At 55.2% G+C, this 23,767-nt stretch carries 15 protein-coding genes, 2 tRNA genes and 2 rRNA genes; all 19 read left to right on the top strand.

Annotation, left to right across the window (positions count from 1 at the left end; genetic code table 11):
* Positions 1-15 precede the first annotated feature (15 nt).
* Positions 16-498, top strand: a complete 483-nt coding sequence (locus KQI65_09540; GenBank protein MCB2204979.1) for an acyl-CoA thioesterase — start codon at positions 16-18, stop codon at positions 496-498.
* Between the two features lie 41 nt (positions 499-539).
* On the top strand, positions 540-2,333 hold the full coding sequence (locus KQI65_09535) for a hypothetical protein (GenBank protein ID MCB2204978.1): 1,794 nt from the start codon (positions 540-542) through the stop codon (positions 2,331-2,333).
* 3 nt (positions 2,334-2,336) lie between these two features.
* Positions 2,337-2,957, top strand: a complete 621-nt coding sequence (locus KQI65_09530; GenBank protein MCB2204977.1) for an ABC transporter ATP-binding protein — start codon at positions 2,337-2,339, stop codon at positions 2,955-2,957.
* Positions 2,957-3,622, top strand: a complete 666-nt coding sequence (locus tag KQI65_09525) for a heme exporter protein CcmB (protein MCB2204976.1) — start codon at positions 2,957-2,959, stop codon at positions 3,620-3,622. The genes KQI65_09530 and KQI65_09525 overlap by 1 nt, the downstream gene beginning before the upstream one ends.
* A gap of 429 nt (positions 3,623-4,051) precedes the next feature.
* Positions 4,052-4,714 carry a cytochrome c biogenesis protein gene (locus tag KQI65_09520; protein MCB2204975.1) on the top strand — a complete coding sequence of 221 codons (663 nt, stop codon included), beginning with the start codon at positions 4,052-4,054 and terminating at the stop codon, positions 4,712-4,714.
* Positions 4,715-4,752: 38 nt separating this feature from the next.
* Positions 4,753-4,872 carry a CcmD family protein gene (locus KQI65_09515; protein ID MCB2204974.1) on the top strand — a complete coding sequence of 40 codons (120 nt, stop codon included), beginning with the start codon at positions 4,753-4,755 and terminating at the stop codon, positions 4,870-4,872.
* Between the two features lie 19 nt (positions 4,873-4,891).
* Entirely contained in the window at positions 4,892-5,302 is a 411-nt protein-coding gene (locus tag KQI65_09510) for a cytochrome c maturation protein CcmE (GenBank protein ID MCB2204973.1), read from the top strand.
* 124 nt (positions 5,303-5,426) lie between these two features.
* Positions 5,427-8,126, top strand: coding sequence for a cytochrome c biogenesis protein CcsA (gene ccsA / locus KQI65_09505; GenBank protein MCB2204972.1), 2,700 nt, complete (start codon positions 5,427-5,429; stop codon positions 8,124-8,126).
* A gap of 180 nt (positions 8,127-8,306) precedes the next feature.
* Complete coding sequence (locus KQI65_09500) at positions 8,307-9,626, top strand: pyridoxal phosphate-dependent aminotransferase (protein ID MCB2204971.1); 1,320 nt, start codon at positions 8,307-8,309, stop codon at positions 9,624-9,626.
* A complete protein-coding gene (locus KQI65_09495; protein ID MCB2204970.1) occupies positions 9,626-10,360 on the top strand; it encodes a dienelactone hydrolase family protein in 735 nt (244 codons plus the stop codon). Before KQI65_09500 ends, KQI65_09495 begins: the two co-directional genes overlap by 1 nt.
* A gap of 30 nt (positions 10,361-10,390) precedes the next feature.
* Positions 10,391-11,392 (top strand): D-glycero-beta-D-manno-heptose-7-phosphate kinase, encoded by a 1,002-nt coding sequence (gene rfaE1 / locus KQI65_09490; GenBank protein ID MCB2204969.1) that lies wholly within the window; start codon positions 10,391-10,393, stop codon positions 11,390-11,392.
* A complete protein-coding gene (rfaE2, locus tag KQI65_09485; protein ID MCB2204968.1) occupies positions 11,392-11,880 on the top strand; it encodes a D-glycero-beta-D-manno-heptose 1-phosphate adenylyltransferase in 489 nt (162 codons plus the stop codon). The genes rfaE1 and rfaE2 overlap by 1 nt, the downstream gene beginning before the upstream one ends.
* The gene (locus KQI65_09480; protein MCB2204967.1) at positions 11,840-16,471 is read left to right on the top strand and encodes a translocation/assembly module TamB; all 4,632 of its coding nucleotides are present in this window, start codon (positions 11,840-11,842) and stop codon (positions 16,469-16,471) included. The genes rfaE2 and KQI65_09480 overlap by 41 nt, the downstream gene beginning before the upstream one ends.
* Before the next feature lies 1 nt (position 16,472).
* Positions 16,473-18,665, top strand: a complete 2,193-nt coding sequence (rnr, locus tag KQI65_09475; GenBank protein MCB2204966.1) for a ribonuclease R — start codon at positions 16,473-16,475, stop codon at positions 18,663-18,665.
* A complete protein-coding gene (locus KQI65_09470) occupies positions 18,665-19,432 on the top strand; it encodes a type III pantothenate kinase (GenBank protein ID MCB2204965.1) in 768 nt (255 codons plus the stop codon). Before rnr ends, KQI65_09470 begins: the two co-directional genes overlap by 1 nt.
* Positions 19,433-19,660: 228 nt before the next feature.
* Positions 19,661-21,191, top strand: a 16S ribosomal RNA gene (locus KQI65_09465).
* 88 nt (positions 21,192-21,279) lie between these two features.
* A tRNA-Ile gene (locus KQI65_09460) sits at positions 21,280-21,353 on the top strand.
* Positions 21,354-21,375: 22 nt separating this feature from the next.
* Positions 21,376-21,448, top strand: a tRNA-Ala gene (locus KQI65_09455).
* Between the two features lie 250 nt (positions 21,449-21,698).
* Positions 21,699-23,767, top strand: a 23S ribosomal RNA gene (locus KQI65_09450); the annotation flags it as partial.

Below are 23,767 nucleotides of genomic sequence, written 5' to 3'. Positions count from 1 at the left end.
TCTCCAGAGCGCACGATGCAGGAAGCTTCCATCCCACGTCCCCATACCGTCCACGCCTCTCAGGTGGAAATGACGGAATTGGTGCTGCCCAATGACACCAACCAGCTCGGCAATCTGCTCGGGGGACGCCTCATGCACTGGATGGATATCGCCATGGCCATTGCGGCTGCAAGGCATTCAGGCCTTGTCTGCGTCACCGCATCCGTCGATGAGATCAACTTCCTGAATCCCATCAGGCTCGGACAGGTGGTGATCCTCCATGCCTCGGTCAACCGCGTGTTTCGCACGTCGATGGAGGTAGGAGTGAAAGTGTATTGCGAGGATGTCAAAAGCGGGAAGCGCACACACACGAATTCGGCATACATGACGTTTGTCGGACTTAATGCCGAGGGGCGTCCCACACCTTCGCCCCAGATCATCCCTGAATCCGATGAACAGCAGCGCCGTTTTGACGAGGCCCTTGCGCGTCGCAATCAGCGCCTTGCACAGAACGGGTAGGAAGACGGTATATCATGAACACCAACAGCAGGCATATTGTGATGAACACTCAGCGCCCGCGGATTATGCAGAAACTGCATAAAAAAATGCCGGGAAATATGCAGGTTCTGCATATTTTCGTCGTTTTACTGCTTTTGCCGGGCCTCAGCGCCGTGGCTCAGAGCAGGGAAGAAGCGCTGCGCGAGATGACCGACCGGGAATTCGTCGATTATCTGCGGGCGTACCGGTCCGGGACGCTCCCCGAAGAAACCAATCTTGCAGTGCAGGCGGACCCCCATTCCAGCGGTGTTCACGGCCGATGCGGCTTCACCCTCGGTGCTGAAGTCAGCCGAAGGCTGCAGTCTGCCCCGCCGACAATCGCGAATGAGATCAGGGCGATTACCGCACCGCAGGCGGGCCAGGTCAGTATTGTGAGTCCCTCCGGCCGCTTCCGCGTGCATTACGACACCAGCGGCGAGCACACACCAGCCCTCCTCAACGCGGCCGGCAACCGCATTCCCAACACGGCACACGCCTATGCTGACAGCGTGGCACAGATTTTCGACGCAGTGTACGCACTGGAGGTTGAACAGCTCGGATATGAATCGCCGCCATATCGTTCCGGAGAAAACGAGTATCAGCTTTACGTCGAGGCATTCCGGACCACGGATTACGGCTATACGCAGTTCGGGAACCCGCTTCCGACCGGAGGGACCGTCATGCCCCTCTACGCCGCATATATGCAGATCGACAACGATTTCCAGGGGTATCCGACATCGGGACTTGAAGGACTGCGCGTCACGGCTGCGCATGAATTCCATCACATGGTGCAGCTGGGGTCGTACGGTTTCTGGAGTGCGGACACCTGGTTCCACGAAATGGCCTCCACCTACTACGAGGAAGTCTGCTACCCCGAAATCAACGATTACCATCAGTACATTCAGCAGTTTGTCCGTTTCCCAGATCGTCCCTGGTGGCAGTGGATGCCCCAGGCGGGATACGAGCTCGCACTCTGGCCGCTGTATCTGCAGCATCAGTATGACCAGTTTGTCTTTCGCGAGACCTGGGAGAACATGAAGCAGCTCGAGCCTATTACCGCGACACGGGACGCCATCCGTGACCATCAGCCGCACAGCGGCGACATGGCTGCTGATGTATGCAACTGGGCGCGGGCTAATTTCTTCATCGGCTACCGTGCCGGTAAAATTACCTCTCCCGTGTACGACGACGCTGCCGACTTCAGGAAAATGAGTATCAGTGCGAGCGTCGAACTGGTAGGGGAGTCGGCCACGCTCACCAATCTTCTCTCGCCGCTTTCTGCACATTATCTCCAGGTGTACAGCGGAGTGGACACGCTCAGCTTTGTCGTTGCGAATACTGATATCGCAAGCGCAATTACGCGGTCTGCGCAGTCGGTTCAGTATGAACTTATCGTACGCCGTGCAGGGTATGACGACAGCTATACGAAGTTATCCAACGGCTGGGCGTACCGCTTCAACGTCGCCCGCGAGAACGCGCTCTGTGTTTCCCTCGTTGACGGCGGCACCGCGGCCGTGGTGGAGCGTACAGCTCCGTTCCCGAATCCGTTCAATCCCCGTGAATTCTCCCGCATGAGTTTTCCGCTGCCGAGAAATATTCCCGTGAACCGGGCGAATCTCTATATCTACTCCGTCAGCATGAATCTGCTCGTGCGCAAGGAGAATGTCGCGATTGAACTGGATGACAACACCGGCGTCTTCGTGGGCTGGGACGGCCGCAGTGACAACGGCGAGTTCCTCGGCAGCGGCGTCTATATCTACATGCTCACTTACCAGGGCGGGAGTGAAACCGGTAAATTCGCCGTGGTCACGAGGTAGTGCATGCAGGTTATCGCCGAAGGCATTTCCAAGAAATTCAATCAGCGCTCCATCTTTCGCGAGGTCTCGTTTTCCGTTGAACCCGGGGAAGTGTTCGGTATTACCGGTCGCAACGGCTCGGGGAAATCCACGCTCCTGCGTATCATTGCGGGACTCATGACGCCCAGTGCAGGGACGCTGGTGTATCGGGCGGGCGGGGCAGACGTCGACATTGAGCAGCTCCACACCCAGATCGGTTTCGTTGCCCCGTACCTGACGCTGTATGAAGAGTTCAACGCAGTTGAGAATATCATGATGTACGCGCGGATTCGCGGCATCGCATTTACGTCGGCCGACGCGCTGGCTTTGCTCGAACGCGTGGGATTGCCGACAGACAGGAAAGATCCGATCCGTTCCTATTCCTCCGGTATGAAACAGCGTATGAAGCTGATATTCGGTATCCTCCATCGTCCCCCTCTGCTTCTGCTCGACGAACCCATCAGTAATCTCGACACCAGCGGTATGGAAATGGTTTACGATATCGTGCGCGAATTCCGCCAGCACGGAACGGTAATCATCGCGACCAATGATGACGAGGATATTGCACAGTGTGACCGCACGCTCATGGTAGAGGGGAGGCGGTGATGCTCAAGCAGGCACTTGCGATTTTTTCCAAGGACCTCGCGAGCGAACTGCGTACGCGCTATGCCATCAACGCGCTGATCATGTTCGTCGTGGTCACCCTCGCCGTCATCATGTTCGCGCTGGTCGGAGAATCTCTCTCTCCCGGTGCGATGGTAGGCATGCTCTGGGTGGTCATGTTCTTCGCCGCAATGAGCGGCCTCTCCCGCGGATTCGTCGCCGAGGAAGAACGCGGCACCACCATGACGCTGCAGCTTCTTGCCTCCCCGACAGCAGTGTATACAGGCAAACTGCTGTTCAATCTTGTCCTCGTCCTCGCCCTCAATATCTTTATCGTCCTGCTGTTCCTGCTGACGATGGATCAGTTTTCCGTCGCGCAGCCCGATCTCTTCTGGGCGGTGATGCTGCTCGGCAGCATGTGCATGGCCTCGGCGACATCCATCATCGCGGCGATCATCGCCAAAGCGAATACCAAGGGCACGCTGTTCCCGGTGCTTTCCTTCCCCGTTCTGCTCCCGCTTCTCATGGCCGGGATCAATGCGACCCGCGTGGCCGTTGAAGAAAAAGTGTGGGACAACGCCTGGGCGGATCTTCAGCTGCTCGTTTCCTACCTGGTGGTCGTTACCACGGTATCTTTCCTGCTTTTTCACTTCGTCTGGAAAGATTGAGGTGCGTCGCTCCGATTTCTCTTGCGTAAGTCATTAAGAATTCGGATGTTGAATTCGGATATAAAATGGAAAAACCCTGACATTGCAGATTTTTCCCGTTGTTGCTACATTGTGTTTTGTTCTTGATACTGGAAATAATTGCCCATGTGGTGGAAAATAGCACTCTTCTTCTGGATCGCGGTACTTACAGCAGTCGGCATTGTCACGCCTATCGCCGGTAATCTCAGCGATCTGGCCATGATTGCGCAGTGGAGTCCTGACAAGAACATCCCTGTCAAGGTCAAGGTCAGTGACCGCGGTGCGGCTGAAGGTGACGGCTGGCTTTTGCACGGTGTGGATGCCAACGGGAACGAAGCCGATTTCTACTTTGCTTCGCGTCCAGAAGGACTCGACGCCACCGAGGGCTACCTGGTTTCGGCACGATACGACATGGACGAGCATCGCGTGATCGTTGACCGCGTACTCGGTGATTATCCCGGGTTTTCATTTCCCTTCATTCCCGGGCTCGAAGAGCGTGCGAAAATCATCCTCTTCCACGTTCCCATGTCATGGATGACGGTTGTCGCGTTCCTTGTATCGATGTGGTACGGAATCCGTTATCTGCGAAAGAAGGATATGGAAGATGATTTCCGCTCCGCGATGTCTGCCGGACTCGGACTGCTTTTCTGCATTCTCGCGACGACGACCGGTTCGCTCTGGGCGAAATTCAACTGGGGTTCCTTCTGGAACTGGGACCCCCGCGAGACCTCGATTTTTGTCCTTCTCCTTGTCTATGGCGCCTATTTCGCCCTTCGTTCCGCCATTGACGTTGATGAAAAGAAGGCTTCGCTGTCTGCGGTTTACAGCATCATTGCAGCTGCGACCGTGCCTTTCTTCATTTTCATCATGCCGCGCATCATGCCCGGTCTGCATCCCGGTTCCGCAGATGATACCAGTGCTGGTCCCGTCGTAAGCAGCGGCGGCATGGACGCAGCCATGCGCGTGGTGCTTTACAGCATGCTGCTCGGTTACCTGGTATTATACGGGTGGCTCATGCGCATCCAGATACGCCTTCACCGCATCAAACTGAAACGTGCCGAAGCGGCCGCTTGAGCGCCGAGGGCACCGAAACCGCTGACGGAGAATAATTCATGTACGAATTTCTCGAACAGAATGCGATTTACGTGGTCATGCTCATCGTCCTCATGATCTGGACGGGGCTATTTGTCTACCTCTATCGTATCGACAAAAAAGTGAAAGAACTCGAATAACGGAAAGGAATAGAAGCACATGAAGAAACGCTATCTCGCTGGTGGAGTGATTATCGCTGTCTTTTTAGTCATTGGCGGCCTTTCCTTCCTCAATTCCTCGGTTGAGTATGCTACGCTCAGCAAGGCAGAGACCAGCGGAAAGAAAGTTCAGGTCACCGGCAAGTGGGTGCAGGATATGAGCACGCACTACGACACACACAACAACACCTTCACGTTTTACATGCGTGACGAAGACGAACGCATCGCCCAGGTGGTGCTCGACGGTGCCAAGCCGAATAATTTCGATATCGCAACCAGTGTTGTCGCGAAGGGACGCTACGAAGACGGCGTCTTTCACGCCTCGGAAGTACTGACCAAGTGTCCCTCCAAGTATGAAGAGAATCCCGAAGGCGGCGACCATCCCGAAGGTATTCGGAAAACTTCGCTGTGACTTATTGCGGGGGCATGCAGCGCTGCATTCTCCCGCATTTTTCGTCCTGCATATCAGCCATCTCAGATAGGAATTATCCCGCCGTGTGCGGTCGATCCTGAAGGATCGCAGAAAGGAAACGTACATGTATAACACGATCGGACTGCTGGGAAACATCGCCATCATCGTCGGTTTTATCGCCGCGGTGACCGGTATGATCAGCTATTTCCGCAGCATCAGAAATCCACAGAATATCAGTCTTGCACGCGGCGGTTTTCACGTCACCACGATTTCTGTATTCGTGGCTTCCGCGATGCTGCTTATCCTCATCGTCAAGCATCAGTTCCAGTTTCACTACGTCTGGGCGTACAGTTCGCGTGAGCTGCCACTTGGACTGCTGATGTCGACCTTTTACGCGGGGCAGGAGGGAAGCTTCCTGCTGTGGACGCTCATGGTCTCCGTTGTCGGTATTTTCCTGCTTCTCTACACGCAGAAGCGTGACAATGAGCGGGAAACGATGGGGGTGTACTCGGGAATACTGGCATTTCTCATGATGCTGCTCATCGTCAAGAATCCATTCGCACACATTGATGGAAGCGTTATTCCGCAGGACGGTCGTGGACTCAATCCCCTCCTGCAGAATTTCTGGATGCAGATTCATCCTCCCATCCTGTTTGCCGGCTTTGCCGCGATGACACCGCCGTTCGCTCTGGCCATTGCCGGACTCATGCGCAAGCGCTACCAGGGCTGGGTAGTTTCCTCGCTGCCCTGGGTTGTCGGTGGTTCGATGGTACTCGGCCTCGGCATCGCGCTCGGTGGTTTCTGGGCATACGAAACCCTCGGTTGGGGCGGCTGGTGGGGATGGGACCCGGTCGAGAACGCATCCCTGATCCCCTGGCTCGTTTCCGTTGCGCTCGTGCATACGATGATTACGCAGAAGCGCACCAAGGGATTGATGCTCACCAACTTCATCCTGGCCATCCTGGCGTTTGTGCTCGTGCTGTATTCTACTTTCCTGACGCGAAGCGGCGTGCTCGGTGACGCATCGGTGCATTCCTTCGTCGATCCCGGCCGATTCAGTTTTACGCTGCTGGTGCTTTTCATGTTCGCGTTCACCGACGTGGGACTTGCGCTGCTATTCGGACGTTTTACCAAGTGGGGAAGCAAACTTTTTGAGCGGTTTGACGGGTGGAAACTCGTTGCCGTGACCTACCTGATTATCATTGGTCCGAGCATCCCTGTCTTTGCGCAGGTGAGCGGTGATCTCGTCCCGGTATTCAATGACATGATTGCCGGCGGAAACGCCATCATGGTGCCGATTTACTACATCATGCTCGGCTTCGCCCATCTGCTGAATGTCCTGAGCTATCTCTGGCTGCCGGCGCTCATAATCAAGCTCGGACTCATCGGGTACATTTTCACAGGACGTCTGCACAGCAAGAAGGATTATGACAGTTTCGCGATGATGTCGCGTGAGACCTGGCTGGGACTCGGTTCCGCCGTTGTTGGCGTTCTCACGTTTATCGTGCTGATCGGAACGTCCATGCCCATCATTCCGCAGTTCATTGTGGATGCATTCAATGGCGGACTCGGTGCCATCAACAGTGTGGCGGGTACGGATTTCAGTCTCGGCAACACCGTGGAACCTGCGTTCTACGATGCCATGGGGCTGCCGCTTGCCATCATCATGTCGCTGATGACCGGACTGACGCTCATGCTCATGTGGAGCAGCAACAACAGCAAACCGCTGATGCGCAAAGCCGTTGTGCCTGTATCTGCGACGATCGTGCTGACCCTTCTGACGGTGTTCTGGGGCGGCGTCACTGACGCCGGAATGATCATGCTTGCCATCGCCGCCTGGTTCTCCCTCGTGACCAACGCCGTGATCGGCTACCGCATCCTGCGGGGCAACCCGCGCTTCGGTGGTGCCTACATCGCTCATATCGGTATCGCGATGATGCTGCTCGGTATCATCGGATCCGGATTCTACAGCGTTTCGAATTCCATGGAACTCAAGCAGGGCGAACCGGTCGAGTGGAAGGGCTATCGCTTTACCTACACGGGTTTCGAGACCTTCTGGAACGGTGAGCGCTACTATTTCAAAGTGCGCATCGATGATGCCGCCACCGACGAGGAAGTTGAAACCGTCAACACCGTGATGTTTGTCAGCAATTATGGCGGACAGGAACAGATCATGCGCAATCCCGGGATTGCGAAATCCTTCGCCAAGGACATCTACATCGAACCGCAGGCGCTCTTCGAGGCTGATCCGGAAGGTGGGAAGGTCTTCGCCTTCACGAAAGGCCAGACCTTTGAGTTCGGTGGGTACCGTGTGACTTTCCTCGATTTCGAGATGAACAATTCACGCGCATCATCGAGCTTCAAGGTCGGCGGCGTGTTTCATGTCGAGAAATATGGAGAGGACGGCGAAGAGCTGAAGGCGTATCACGAACGCGGTCCTGAAGGCGAAGTGAAGACGCCTGCCGTGGTTTCCTCCGGTGATCTGCAGGTTGAAGTACTGGGCATGACACCGAACCAGGAGAACCTGGCGATGTCGCAGATTCGTGTCCGTCTCAAGAACCCGAATGTGAAGGTCGATCCGAACGACCTCCGTGAGACGCTGGTCGCACAGGTGACATTCGAGCCTTTCATCAGCATCGTGTGGATAGGAATTATCCTCATGGTAATCGGATTCTTTGTTGCACGCATGCGCCGTTCCGCGGAAGCGCGTAAGCTCGAAGCCTACGAAATTCCCACGGAAGTTCGTGACGCTGCCCTCAAGGGCGACCAGGGTCGCGACGCCGAATCCACTTCCAGTGAGCGGGAAAGGGTAGACGCGGACTGATTCCGGTTACATCCGAGCCCCTGGCTGTTGATCCGCCACATTGTGTCACACGCACAATGTGGCGGTTCCATTTTGCGGTGGAAATTGCGTATTTTTACACGATCTGGCGGTTTAGGGCCACGGTGTTCCCTTACCGTCCGTCCAGATGTTTTTCCCAAAGAACTTCACGCAGGCACCTTCATGAATCCTACTCCCATTGACAAACAGATTGTAGACGAAAAAATCAAAGCGAGCGGTCTCGACAGTATTGGCCGTTCTTCCATACGTGAAATCCGTACACTCATCAATGAAATCGAACAGGCCAGCGGCACCTCTTTCATCCGCATGGAGATGGGAATCCCCGGACTCCCCGCAGCGCAGATCGGTATCGATGCCGAGAAAAAGGCTCTTGACGGGGGATGCGCTTCGTTCTATCCCAGTATCGAGGGGATCCCGGAACTCAAGGTTGAAATTTCACGGCTGATCAAACTGTTCATTGATCTCGATGTCAATCCCCGCGGCTGTATCCCCTGCACGGGATCGACCAGTGGAAGTTTCATCTCCTGGCTGGTTGTCGGACGCATGAATCCTGAGAAGGATACCGTACTCTTTCTCGATCCGGGTTTCCCGGTCCATAAGCAGCAGCTGAACGGGCTCGGCATCAAGCATCGCAGTCTCGATGTGTACAATTACCGTGGTGAGGCACTGCGCGCGAAGCTCGAGGAGATCCTCGCAGAAGGAAATATCTGCGCCATCCTGTATTCAAATCCCAACAACCCGACCTGGATCTGTTTCACCGATAAGGAACTGAAGATTATCGGGGAACTCGCGACGAAGCATGACGTCGTTGTCATGGAAGACCTGGCGTATTTCACGATGGATTTCAGGAAGGATTATTCCATTCCCGGTGTCCCGCCGTTCCAGCCTTCGGTAGGGAAATACACCGACAACTACCTCCTCCTGATTTCCAGTTCCAAGGCGTTTTCCTATGCAGGACAGCGCATCGGGATGCTCGCGATTTCCGACAAGCTCTTCGAGCGTGAGATGCCCGGACTCACGCGCTATTACACGCAGAAGAAATTCGGGCGTGCCATGATTTACGGTGCGGCGTACAGTGTCAGTGCCGGCGTCACCCACTCCTCCCAGTACGGTCTCGCGGCGCTGCTCAAGGCAACGAATGACGCGACCTACCGGTTTATCGACGAGGTCAAGGTGTACGGGGAGCGGGCGCGGCGCATGAAGAAGTATTTCACCGACAACGGTTTCGGTATCGTGTACGACAAGGATGAGGATGAACCCATCGCTGATGGTTTCTACTTCACCGTGTCTTACCCCGGCGTGGACGGCGTGCAGCTGATTGAAGAATTGCTGTATTACGGAATCAGCGCGATCTCGCTGGCGAATACCGGCAGCGAACGTCTCGAAGGCATCCGTGCATGCGTGTCACTGGTTTCGGAAGAGCAGCTGCCCGAGCTCGAACAGCGTCTGCGTATTTTTCATGAGAACCATCCGCTGACCTGATGCACCGGCTTTGGACCATAGTCCTGCTCTTTTTCTGCCTGTCCGTCTCCGCTCGCGCACAGGAGCCGAAAGTGCATGCGCGATGGTATCAGGTGCAGGATGACAGCGTGCTTGTACAGTATGTACTTCCCGCTGGCAATCCTATGCGTCCTGCCATCATTGTCCTTCCCGATCGCTTCGGCGCGGATCAGGGCAACGTCCGCGCGGTCATCAAAGTCCTCGCGCGACTCGGATACCGGGCATACGCCATGCCGTTGCGTTCGGCCCCCATGCGTGCCGTCGAGGGCATGCCGTCTGTCACGCGTGACTCGCTCGACACTGCATTACTCATGGAAGTGGCGGTTGACATTACCAACGAGCCCGGTTGCAGCGGAAAGCTCGGACTGCTCGGTTTCGACATCGGTGCGAACGTCGCGATCGATGCCTTGAGCCGCTTCCCGTTCTTTCACAGTGCGGCGCTGTTTTATCCCACCGGCGGTGTGACTGCGTTGAAGAAATTGCTCAGAACACATGCCGCGCTGCAGCTGCACGTGGCGCAATTTGATCCGCAGTGTTCGCTCTCTGATGTGAACACGTTGAAGGAAGCATTCATGGAAGCGCAAAAGCCGCTGCACATATTCTACTACAAGGAAGCGCACCGGTTTTTCATTAATCCCCAGCATGCGGATTACCATCAGAAGGACACGCAGGCTGCCTGGAGCAGAATCAACAAGTTTTTTCGCCAGACCCTGTAGACTGGCGTTCCTCATTACAGACAGAACATCATGAAATTCGAAGAACATCGCCTTCACGATATTTTCAGCCAGATCCAGAATCGTTTTGTCGCGGTTATCGGCGACGTCATGCTTGACCGCTACATCTGGGGACGCGTTTCCCGCATCTCGCCAGAAGCGCCGGTGCCTGTTGTCGACGTCATTCGCGAGAGCAACCACCTCGGTGGAGCGTCGAACGTGGCCCTGAACATCAAGAGTCTCGGTGCCGTACCTGTACTGTTTGGAGTGGTCGGACGTGATACCAATGCCAACGAGCTCAAGGATATTTTCCAGCAGGAAAACGTCATCACGGATTTCCTGGTGGAGGATACCACGCGACCCACAACCGTCAAGACGCGTATCATTGCAGGAAGTCAGCATGTTGCACGCATTGACTATGAGGACAGGCAGCAGATCAGCGAAGACACGACGCGGAGGCTGCTCGACAGGCTGGAAAATCATGTCGGGTCGATTCACAACATCATTCTGCAGGATTACAACAAGGGGGTCATTGGGCCGGACCTCATTCGCCAGGTCATTGAACTCGCGCAGGCGCATGATATCCCCGTGCTGGTGGATCCGAAATTCAGCAACTTTTTTGAATACCAGGGTGTAACAGTATTCAAGCCCAACCGCAAGGAAACGGAAGATGCGCTGAAGCTCCGGTTGACGGATGAACACAGTTTTACGGAAGCGGCACGCACACTTCGTGAACGGCTCAACAGCAGCAACGTTCTTCTCACCCTGGGCGAACTGGGCATGCTGCTGCTCGATCAGGATGGTGGTGTGACACGCGTCCCGACCAAAGCACGCAAGGTCGCTGATGTGTCTGGCGCCGGTGATACCGTCATCGCAACGCTTGCGGTCGCCATGGCCAGCGGCGCTTCGCTTTCGGAAGCCGCACATATCGCAAATTTTGCAGGCGGGCTTGTATGCGAAGAGGTGGGAATCGTGCCGGTGGATCGTGACAAGCTGTACGAGGCGGCCCTCGGAAAGCTCGGAGTACTAGACTGATGGGCAGGCTGCTGTCACTTGCCGAAATGAAAGCAGAGCGCATCCAGCTTAAGGAAGCGCGGAAACGGCTGGTCTTCACCAACGGCGTGTTTGACATATTGCATCGTGGACACTGTGAATACCTTGAGGCCGCGCGGCAGAACGGAGACGCGATGGTCGTCGGACTGAACAGCGATGCAAGCGTGCGCCGTCTGAAGGGAATGAAGAAACCTATCGTTCCCGAGGAAGACAGGGCGGCAGTACTGACTGCCTTGCGCTCGGTTGATTATGTTGTCATTTTTGATGATGATACACCGCTACACCTGATCACCGAACTCCTCCCCGATATTCTGATCAAGGGCGGCGATTACGCCCTGGATGAGATCGTCGGGCGTCATGAGGTCGAGAGCGCAGGCGGTGCTGTACTGACAATACCTCTGACAGAGGGGCGGTCATCCACGAACATACTTGCGACGATCATTGAGCGATACTGTCAACACGAACGATGAGCAGAACACAGCGAAGTCCCGACGCTCGCTGATGGGACGGCTTTTTCGCCTCAGTGCGCTGACCGGACTCGTTTTACTTCTCCTCCTCGCCGGGGGCATAGGGTTTACCGAGACGGCTTCCTTCCGTTCGATGATGAATGACTACCTCACGGCCCTGGCTGATTCCAGCCTCAATGCCAGACTGACCATCGACGACATAGACGGAAGCCTTTTTTCCGGATGGAAGCTTTCGGGTGTTCATCTGACGGATGAGCATGGAAGCATCATTGAGATTGAGAGTGTTGTGCTGCGTTACAGCCTTCTGCGTCTTCCCTGGAAAACAGCGAGGATACATGAGCTGACGCTCAATGCGCCGCGCATTACCGTCACGCGGGCAAATGGGAGAGACTGGAATATCAATACCATGCTGAAGCCGTCGGACGAGGAGGCCGACACAACAGCCACGACCTTCGACTGGGATATTCGCGTCGAACATCTGCGCATTCTGGATGGCCAGCTGCTGGTCTACGATTCGACTGCGCCGGGTCCTGCCAGTCGCAATCGTCTCGATGCAACGCACATGAAGCTGACGGATCTGAACGTCGCGATGTCCGCCCACATCACGGAAAAAAGGAAAGCGCTTTCCATCAACCGCTTCACCTTCCACAATGCCTTCGGTTCGGTATCCTTCAAAAATCTGTCCGGTGATATCGCTCTGACGTCCGATGGGGCAGATGTGAAGGACCTTTCGATACAGACAGCCCGTTCAGGAATGATTCTCTCCGCCCGGCTGCGCAATGCGGATATCCTTCAGGGATTCGACGCGGAGGTACTCCCTGATCTGCCCATGCGCGTGCAACTTGACGCGCCGAAAGTGGCAGTCACGGATTTGCAGTATTTCCTGCCGTCGCTCGACATTCTCGGTGATGAAGCGCGCCTGTCGCTGGATGCCGAGGGCAGCCTGCGGCAGCTCGATATCAACGCCCTTGAGCTGGAAGCGGGAAGGAGCAGCATTTCATTTGTCGGACGACTGAAAGATATCCTTGACGGCACCGGAATGCACATCGACGTCGTGTCTGACGACACGCGGGTACATGGTGATGACATTCCATTGCTTCTCCCGGGAATCCCCATCCTGGATCTGCACGACGTCGGAACCGCACACTTCTCCCATCTTCTGTTTCGCGGCTACCCGCTCAATTTCCATGCGGAAATGGATATGGAATCGGATGCCGGATCAGCCAGCGGACAGATCGCTCTTGATCTCACAGGTGAAGAACTCGTCTATGACGGATTGCTGAGGACGAGAAAGCTCGACCTTTCAAAAGTGCTGCGCGCTCCGAGATTGCGATCCTCCCTGAACGTTCAGGCCGCGATTCGCGGCACCGGTACGCGCATTGGGGGAATGGTGGCTCAGTTGAATGTGCAGGCGGATTCATCCATGTATCAAAAGGCGGCTGCGGACAAGCTGCGAATGACCGTAGATGTCGAAACGGATAGTCTGACGCTTCATCTGCAGTCGAGGCTCGGTGCGGGCAATGTACTGTGTGACGGTGGCATGAGTTTTCAGCCTGACAGTATCACGGGATTTCGGCTTGAAGGTAACGCGGGCAAACTGGATCTCGCCCGGCTGCTCAACGATCAGGAAATGTCGAGCGATCTGAGCTTCACGTTTAAATCCGCCGGTGATGGTGTCGACATCGCATCCTCGTCAGGGAATGTGGAAATCGCATTTGAGCAGTCCCGTTTTCGCGATATCACCATCGAGCCGGACACCTTCCGCGTCGTGCTGCAGCAGAGCCGTCACGATACGGAGTATCTGCTCCTGCAGTCGCAGTATGCGGATGCACGCATCGAGGGCCGTTTTGATTTCACACATTTCGCCTCGTACCTGTCCCGCCAGGCGGACTCTCTTACTGCCGCGGTAAACCGTTTTGCCTTTGCACCCGACAGTGCCGCGGCGGAAGAGGCGGAGGCTGCTCAGCAAACCGGCGACGGTGGAGGCAAACGATTCCGGAAGGTCGCCACGAAAACTTCCGACGCTGCGCTCCCCGTCGACACCACCGCGTTTATGGATGTGTTTTATTCCATTTCCCTGAAGCATCCGGAGCGCATCGCGCGGTATTTTAACGCGAACACGTTTATCCTTCGTGGTACGTACCGGGGCAATATTCGGGGAGGTGAGGCAGGCTTTGCCGTGGACGGCCAGCTGCAGCTCAGTGATTTTTATCTCGTCGATTCAACACGCAGCTGGCTGGCTGCAGGCGTACGCTGTGATTATACCCTCAACGATCTCACACTGACCGATCCCCTGCGGAACCTCAACGCGGATCTGCGTTTTGCGGTGGCGGACCTCAACCTCAACGGACTGCGCATGAGCAGGACATCGGTGCAGCTTGGATACAAAAATATGCGTCCCGAGCTGCGCATTCGCAGCATGGTCGACACCCTGCTTCAGCTCGACGTACAGGCCTTTGCCGAATACAATGATTACGGCTTCGATGTGCAGATCCCTCTGCTCAAGCTCAACTATCTGCACGAACAGCTGCTCAATGACAGGACCGCGAAGCTGCGTGTGGATTCAACCGGGATCGGCATTGAGCATTTTGCGCTGCGCAAGGAGGCAATGCGATTTTCTGTCACCGGGAAACGGAGTTTTGAAGGTGACAACAATTTCACCATCTACGGTGACAGTCTCTCTCTCGGTATGGTCGAATACCTCGCCACAGGCGCAGCCGATGCGCGTGAGGGACAGAGTTTCAGTGGAATGGCCTCTCTCGAGGCGAATGTCAGCGGGGATGACGCAGCTCCGCTGATGGCGGCCGCGGTGTACATCGACAGTCTCGGGTACAGGGGAATGCACTTCGGCGAAATGATGGTGGAAGCGCGGTACAATACCGGGAAGCTGGAGCTGTATTCCGAGTTCGATTATGACAAATCCGACGGTACGCAGGACAAGGTGTTCTTCGCATCCGGAACGGTGCCGGTACAAATTTCGTTTGCGAATGAAGAAGAGGAAGCGCCGCCAGCCGATACGGAGGCGCGTCTGCGCGTGCAGGTGAAAGATTTTCCGCTTGGCCTGGTCGAAGACTTCCTCGGATTCTTTTCCCCGCTCGAGGGGAGCGCTTTCGGTGATATTACCGTCACGGGCACGGCGGCGAAACCCTCGTTCAATGGGTACGTCACCATCAGCAACGCGAAAGGACGCTTCGTCATCAACAACATGGAATATCTGGTCAACTTGCGCATCGAGGCGGCGGATCAGAGTATTCGTATCGTGAAGGCGAATCTTGCGAATGTTGCACAGGACTGGAAACAGGGGAAGATGGAGGCATCGGGCAGTATCACGACTGATGCGTTCAGTATCGCAGAATTCGACCTGGCGGTTGAGGGTCAGCTGAAGGTCCTCAATCCCGCTACCCGGGCGACACTGCGGGCGCTCTATGGCGATCTGTACATCGGGACCGGAGGGGAACCCCTGACATACAGCGGACGCCTCGATCGGTCGCGACTGCTCGGGAATATCGTCATCAAACGCGGGAATCTCACCTTCCCTCTGGAGAATACGCAGGGTGGAGTCAACGAATACGCCGACATCAAGTATGTTGTCGTTGACGACACCACGACGCGGGTTGTCAGTTCCCTTTCCGCCGGAAGATTTGGCCGATCCTCGCGTCTCGGAGGCAGCGAAAACGACTCTCCGCAGATGCGTGAGCGCTCTGTTCTGGAAGGACTTTCCTATGATCTCCGTCTCAGTACGGAAGGAAGCCTGATCGTGGAAATCCCGCTTTCGGTCCTGCAGGAGGAACTCAATGCGGAGCTGGAATTCGACGATTTGCGGGTCAGCAGTTTTGGCAGCAGCGGCATGACCTTCGTTGGCGAAGTGAAACTGGGCGAGGCATCCTCCTTCCTTTTCTTCGGAAAGCGGTTGAGTGCTGACGGTTCCCTGTATTTCACGCGCGATCCGTTCAATCCCGACCTGGACCTCCGGGCCGTGTATTCCGACTACTATATCAATCCCCGCACGGATCAGCGGCGCAAGGTGTTCGTGTCGTTCAAGATTCGAGGTACGAAGAACAAACCCAGGCTGGAGGGGTGGGACATGCGCTGGGACGAAGCAAACGGTGAGCCCGTGGCCGCCGCAGGGGATGTCCAGTCGGATGCATTCTCTTTCATTCTGTTCGGTGTCTTCGCCAAGGACATTTCCTCGAATGAAGGGGAGGGGAGTTCGCTGGTTGCGAAATCCCAGGATATGTTCAACCAGATGGGGTCGTCGATCGCTTCCTCGGCTGCGAATCAGTTTCTGAACAAAGCCGGGTTAAACGACGTCATCAAGCGGGTGGACTTCTCGAATCTCGGGACGGAAAATTCGCGTGTCAAACTGACGAGCGAGATCGGGCAGTCCGTCATCACGTATGACGGAAAGATCAGCGACCTGGGAAGTTCAAACATTACGGTGGAATTCCCCGTCAGCCGCATCACCGGTGTGCCATGGCTGGATCAGATTATCCAGATCTCGCGCATCACAACCAATCAGAACCTGGAGAGTACTTCACAGTCGCAGGAGTACTCGGTCTGGGAGCTCAAGATTCTTCAACGATTCTCTTTTTAACGTGAAACAGACATTGCAACAACGCGTCATGGACTTCCTCCGCAAAGAGGAAGGCCGGGCGTTCAAGACCAAAGAATTGGCCCGTCGGCTCTCTGTGCCGAAACAGGGTCCCCCCTACCAGCAGCTGAAAGCCATACTGCGGGAACTGCAGGAGGAAGATCACATCGTACGACTCAAAGGAAGCCGCTGGATGATGCGCCGCAGTGAAGAACCGGCAGAACGGGAAGACCGACTCGTCGTTGGTACGCTCAAGCAACTCGGGAAGCTCTGGTATGTGGAACCTGACGACCGCGATGTCGAAGGAGACATCGCCATCGGGCGCCGTAACCTTGGAGATGCCCGAGAAGACGATAAGGTGGTCGTCCGCCTCCTGGCCGATACCCAGCGTCATCTCGGACTGGAAGGTGAAATCGTCGAGGTCCTTGGCCGTACGGGAAAGGCGGAAGTAGAGATGCTCGCGCTTGCGCGCCGTTTCGGACTGAGCATGGAGTTCCCCGAAAACGTTATGGACGAGGCGCATGCGCTGCCGGCAGAGATCTCGGAAGATGAGCTGCATGGACGGCTCGACCTGCGGGATGAAGAATGCTTCACCATTGATCCGGCTGATGCGCGGGATTTTGACGATGCCGTTTCCCTGCGGCGGGATGAGGACGGGAACTACGTGCTCGGAGTCCACATTGCGGATGTCTCGCATTATGTGCAGGAGGGTTCGGAGCTGGACCGGGAAGCATTGCGCCGCGGTACCAGCGTGTACATGGTGGACGGTGTGTTTCCCATGCTGCCGGAACGACTGTCGAATCATCTCTGCAGTCTCAAGGAAGGGAAAGACAGGCTGACATATTCCGCGATAGTGACCGTATCCCCTCGGGGTGCCGTGCGTGACTACCAGCTTGCAAAGAGCGTGATTCATTCGAAGAAGCGCTTTACCTATGACGAAGTGCAGGAGATACTCGACAACGGGGAAGGGCTTCATCTCGAGACCCTGCAGCAGATGGAGAAACTCGCGACGACGCTGATGAAAAAGCGCTTTCGTGAAGGCTCCGTCGATTTCGCCGTGCCTGAGGTCAAATTTGTGTTGGACAGCACCGGGGCACCGATAGACATCGTCCCGAAGCAGCGTCTGATGAGCATGCGCATGATCGAGGAGTTCATGCTTCTCGCGAACAAAACCGTCGCTCAGGAAGCCGCCAAGCTGCGCAGCGAGGGGAAGGGATTCATCTACCGCGTACACGATGTGCCCGATTCGGAGAAGGTGCGTGAGCTGCTCGAGTTTCTCCGCCATCTCGGTGTGAAGGTGCAGATCGATCCCACCAGCTCGCAGTCCTTTCAACGCATGCTCGAGCACATTCGCGGGCGTCCCGAAGAAAACGTAGTGCAGGACGTCACCATTCGTTCCATGGCGAAGGCCGTCTACAGCACGGAAAATATCGGGCACTTCGGACTCGGGTTTCGCCACTACACACATTTTACCAGTCCCATTCGCCGTTACCCTGACCTCATTGTGCACCGCCTGCTGTTCAGATACTTCGGTGCGAACGGGAAGGCTTCCGGTAAGGCCGCGTCCGGCAAACGGCTTGCGGACATCGCCCGGCAGAGTTCGATTCGTGAACGCGTCGCTGTCGAAGCTGAGCGGGCATCGAGGAAGATCAAGCAAGTCGAATACATGAAGCGGCATGAGGGCGATGATTTCGATGCGCTCATCAGCGGCGTTACGCGATACGGTTTATACGTGGAGATCATGCCTTCGCTGGTCGAGGGCCTCGTCCACGTGCGCAGTCTCGACGACTACTACGAGTATGACAAGGCGCGGTGGCAGCTTGTCGGACAGCACAGCGGGAAGCGGTATCGGCTTGGGGACAGGGTCCGTGTACGCGTATCCCGCGTTGACAGCGTGGAGCAGGAAATCGATTTCGTACTCCTCGAAGGTGAGACGGCTGCCATGCGGAGCGGCGGCTCCGGCAGTGACGACGATCACTCTTCTCGAAGGCAAACGTCCCGCAGCGGAGACTCCCGCAGCGGAGACTCCCGCAGCGGAGCCTCCCGCAGCGGCGTGTCCAGCAGTAACGCGCGGGTATCCGGCAGTAAACTCAGTGGCGGCAACCGCAGTGGCGGCAACCGCAGTGGCGGCAACCGCAGTGGCGGAAAGCGGGGCGGACGAAATTCCGGGGGCGGTGGAAAGGGAAAGAAGCGGTGATGCAGCTGGCCGTGGACATTGGAAACAGCGCCTGCAAGCTGACATGGATGCAGGGCGAGGATCCTGCGAAGCTCAGCATCGCACACAGCGTGCGTTTCACGCACGAACAGTTGCGCAGCGGTGAAGCGAAAAAGCTGCTTCCACGAAGCGACGCCGGATTGCCGGTGCCTGTGCGTGCAGGCGTCTCTTCCGTTGTCCCTTCCCTCGTCGATCCGATGCGTGTGTTGCTTCTGGATGCGGGCATTTCCGACGTACGCATGGTGCAGCCTGCGGCAGCGGAATTCTTTCCCACACGTTACAGGACGATGGAAACCCTGGGCGCGGACCGGTACTGTGCCGTCCTCGCTGCGAGGTCCCTGGCGGGTTCTCCTGTCGTGGTTATCGATTGCGGAACGGCGACGACGTTCAATGTGGTGGACCGTGAGGGCTATTTTCGCGGCGGCGCGATCGCTCCGGGAATACGCACAGCATTTGCCGCGCTGCATCGACACACCGCGCAGTTGCCCGAACTCGCGCCCGCAGAGACACCGGTATTCGGCGACGACTCCATTTCAAGTATACGTTCCGGCGTACTCCATTTTACGCGGTTGGCGTTGATCGGGATGCTGCATGAGGCTGAAGAGATTACCGGACCGAATGCTCCTGTATTCGTGACCGGCGGCAACGCCCCGGTTTTAAAGGGCGTAGGGCTTGCCTGGCCGCAGCTGGAATTCGACGAATATTTATTAGCACGCGGTGTCATTTTCTTCTTGCATTTCACGAGCTGACCTGCGTATATTGTTTTCCCTTTGCGATTCGGCTGCTCTTCTGGCCGCGAAAATAAAAGCGAAAAAAAATGAAGAGATGCTTGACAAAGGGTTAGAAAAGAGTTAACTTTGTAGACCGTTCGAGAGACGGTTGCCGAAAAAAGTCGGCAAGTTCTTTGAAAAGAGATTTGTGCATAGTCAGTGAATTTGAGTGATAGCAAGCTCGACATTGTAAGATTGAAAATATCTACAACGGAGAGTTTGATCCTGGCTCAGGACGAACGCTGGCGGCGTGCTTAACACATGCAAGTCAAGGGAAAGCTTCGCTTCGGTGAAGTGGATACTGGCGCACGGGTGAGTAACGCGTATGCAATCTGCCCTTAGTCCGGGGATAACATCTCTAACGAGGTGCTAATACCCGATGAAGCAACGGTACCGCATGGTAGCTGTTGTTAAAGTTTCGGTGACTAAGGATGAGCATGCGTCCCATTAGGTAGTTGGTAGGGTAACGGCCTACCAAGCCATCGATGGGTAGCTGGTCTGAGAGGATGATCAGCCACACTGGGACTGAGACACGGCCCAGACTCCTACGGGAGGCAGCAGTGAGGAATATTGCGCAATGGGCGAAAGCCTGACGCAGCAACGCCGCGTGCGGGATGAAGGCCTTATGGGTCGTAAACCGCTGTAGCAGAGGAAAAATACCCCGTTTGGCGGGGTTGATGGTACTCTGAAAGTAAGCCTCGGCTAACTACGTGCCAGCAGCCGCGGTAATACGTAGGAGGCAAGCGTTGTCCGGATTTACTGGGTGTAAAGGGTCCGCAGGCGGATTCTTAAGTCGGTGGTGAAATCCTACAGCTTAACTGTAGAACTGCCTCCGATACTGGGAATCTTGAATTCGGGAGAGGGTAACGGAATTCCAGGTGTAGCGGTGAAATGCTTAGATATCTGGAAGAACACCGGTTGCGAAGGCTGTTGCCTGGCCCGAAATTGACGCTCATGGACGAAAGCGTGGGGATCAAACAGGATTAGATACCCTGGTAGTCCACGCCGTAAACGATGGATACTCGGTGTTGGCCCGTATGGGTCGGTGCCTAAGCTAACGCAGTAAGTATCCCACCTGGGAAGTACGATCGCAAGGTTGAAACTCAAAGGAATTGACGGGGGCCCGCACAAGCAGTGGAGCATGTGGTTTAATTCGATGCAACGCGAAGAACCTTACCTGGGCTCGAAAGACTGGATTATCCTTCGGTGAAAGTCGGAGGCGCTTCGGCAATCCAGACAGGTGCTGCATGGCTGTCGTCAGCTCGTGCCGTGAGGTGTTGGGTTAAGTCCCGCAACGAGCGCAACCCTTGTCCTTAGTTGCCATCAGGTAATGCTGGGAACTCTAAGGAGACTGCCTACGCAAGTAGTGAGGAAGGTGGGGATGACGTCAAGTCCTCATGGCCCTTACGCCCAGGGCTACACACGTGCTACAATGGTAACTACAGAGGGCAGCGATACCGCAAGGTGGAGCAAATCCCAAAAAAGTTATCTCAGTCCGGATCGAAGTCTGCAACTCGACTTCGTGAAGCTGGAATTGCTAGTAATCGCAGATCAGCATGCTGCGGTGAATACGTTCCCGGGCCTTGTACACACCGCCCGTCAAGCCATGGAAGCTGGGGGCGCCCGACGTCAGTGAGCTAACCCGCAAGGGAAGCAGCTGCCTAAGGCGAAACCGGTGACTGGGGCTAAGTCGTAACAAGGTAGCCGTACCGGAAGGTGTGGCTGGATCACCTCCTTTCTAAAGAGTTATCCACCGCGAGGTGGAACAACCCTATCCTCTTTGAAGCTGCTATGCACATCTCTTTTCATTATTTCTTGCACCGATCGGGCTCGTAGCTCAGGTGGTTAGAGCGCACGCCTGATAAGCGTGAGGTCGGTAGTTCAACTCTACCCGGGCCCACTGGTTTTTCCGTGCATATGATGGGCCTGTAGCTCAGCTGGGAGAGCGCCTGATTTGCATTCAGGAGGTCGTCGGTTCGATCCCGGTCAGGTCCACAAGGTGCTTTTTGGTTTGCAGCAATTACGCGGCGTCCGCGAGACGGATGCTGTGGATGGGCTGTCACATTGGTTCGAGACCATGCAAACCCCAATGTTTCGCGCAAGCGCGAAAACAGTTCTTTGACGTAATAGGAAGATGGACTGACGCATATACGTTGGTTCAACAATCAATCCGAAAATTTGCGATATTTTTTTTTATGTTTTTAACAAGTTCACTGAAGCACTGATCTGTGCTGTAATAAAATTCGGTGAAGTTACTAAGAGCATACGGTGGATGCCTTGGCACCATAAGGCGATGAAGGACGTGGCTACCTGCGATAAGCCTCGGTGAGGTGGAAAACAACCTTAGACCCGGGGATTTCCGAATGGGATAACCCTCCAGGGGTAATGCCCTGGAAACATATACTGAATCCATAGGTATATGTGGCCAACGGGGAGAACTGAAACATCTAAGTACCCCCAGGAAGAGAAAACAATAGTGATTCCCTGAGTAGTGGCGAGCGAAACGGGAAGAGCCTAAACCGAGCAACATGTAAGGATGCGACCGTTGTGTTGCCGGTGTTGCGGGACCAGTTGACCAATTCGTATTGCGGTCAGAGAGTTACAAAACGTAATCATAATCGAAGCGTTTGGAAAGACGCGCCATAGACGGTGAAAGCCCGGTAGGTAAAATGATTTGCGACTCTCGCTGTGTTCCCAAGTACCACGGAGTAAGTGGAATTCTGTGGGAATCTGCCAGAACCATCTGGTAAGGCTAAATACTCTATGGTGACCGATAGTGTACAAGTACCGTGAGGGAAAGGTGAAAAGAACCCTTAAGAAGGGAGTGAAAAGAATCTGAAACCGTATGCTTACAATCTGTAGGAGGAACCAATGGTCTTCGGACTATTGGGACTGACTGCGTGCCTTTTGCTTAATGAGCCTACGAGTTACTCGTATGATGCAAGGTTAAGGACCTCAGGTCCGCAGCCGTAGCGAAAGCGAGTCTGAAATGGGCGCGATGAGTATCATGCGGTAGACGCGAACCCGAGTGATCTACCGATGGCCAGGATGAAGTGGGAGTAAAATCTCATGGAGGTCCGAACCAGTGTGGGTTGAAAACCGCTTGGATGAGCTGTCGGTAGGAGTGAAAGGCCAATCAAACTCGGAAATAGCTCGTACTCTCCGAAATGTTTTTAGGAACAGCCTTGTATGGAGTGTACCGGAGGTAGAGCACTGATTGGGCTAGGGCCCTCACAAGGGTACCAAACCCAGACAAACTCCGAATTCCGGATACATGTTCTACAGGAGTGAGGCAGCGAGGGATAAGCCCCGTTGCCGAGAGGGAAACAACCCAGACCATCAGCTAAGGCCCCTAAGGCTACGTTAACAGATAAAGGATGTCAGATTGCTCAGACAACTAGGATGTTGGCTTAGAAGCAGCCATTCATTTAAAGAGTGCGTAATAGCTCACTAGTCAAGCGATCAGGCGTCGATAATGGCCGGGACTAAACGTAGCGCCGAAGCTATGGATTCCGATTTATCGGAATGGTAGGAGAGCATTCTGTTCTGCGAACCACGAAGTGGTGATCTTCGGATCGAAGGTGCGTCGCGAGGCGTGCTGGAGCGTACAGAAAAGATTATGTAGGCATAAGTAACGATAAACACTGTGAAAAACAGTGTCACCGAAAATCTAAGGTTTCCTGAGCAACGTTAATCGACTCAGGGTTAGTCGGCCCCTAAGCCGAGGCCGAAAGGCGTAGGCGATGGTAAACAGGTTGAATATTCCTGTACCCGTTAGTATTCGTTTGACCGTAAGGGGGGACGCAGAAGTGAAAGGTCGGCCAGCTGTTGGAATAGCTGGTTTAAGCAAGTAGGTCGGCGGTGTAGGCAAATCCGCACTGTCAAACCGAGATGCGAATAGGGCGCCCGTATGGGCCATAACCGACCCTAAACATGCTGCCGAGAAAAGCCTCGTACGGGAGAATTCTGACGGACCGTACCGTAAACCGACACAGGTAGATGAGGAGAGAATCCTAAGGTGCTCGAGTGAGCCGTGGTTAAGGAACTCGGCAAAATGACTCCGTAACTTCGGGATAAGGAGTGCCCCTATTAGGTGACATAACAATTGAAGCCGAACGGGGTCGCAGAGAATCGGCCCAGGCGACTGTTTAACAAAAACACATGACTATGCGAACTCAATTGAGAGGAAGTATATAGTCTGACACCTGCCCGGTGCCGGAAGGTTAAGAGGAGAGGTCATCCTTCGGGAGAAGCTTTGAATCGAAGCCCCGGTAAACGGCGGCCGTAACTATAACGGTCCTAAGGTAGCGAAAT

The organism is bacterium (genome assembly GCA_020444325.1).
In the GTDB taxonomy this organism is placed as follows: Bacteria; Bacteroidota; Ignavibacteria; order SZUA-365; family SZUA-365; genus BM516.
This window is presented reverse-complemented; position numbering and strand designations above follow the sequence as displayed.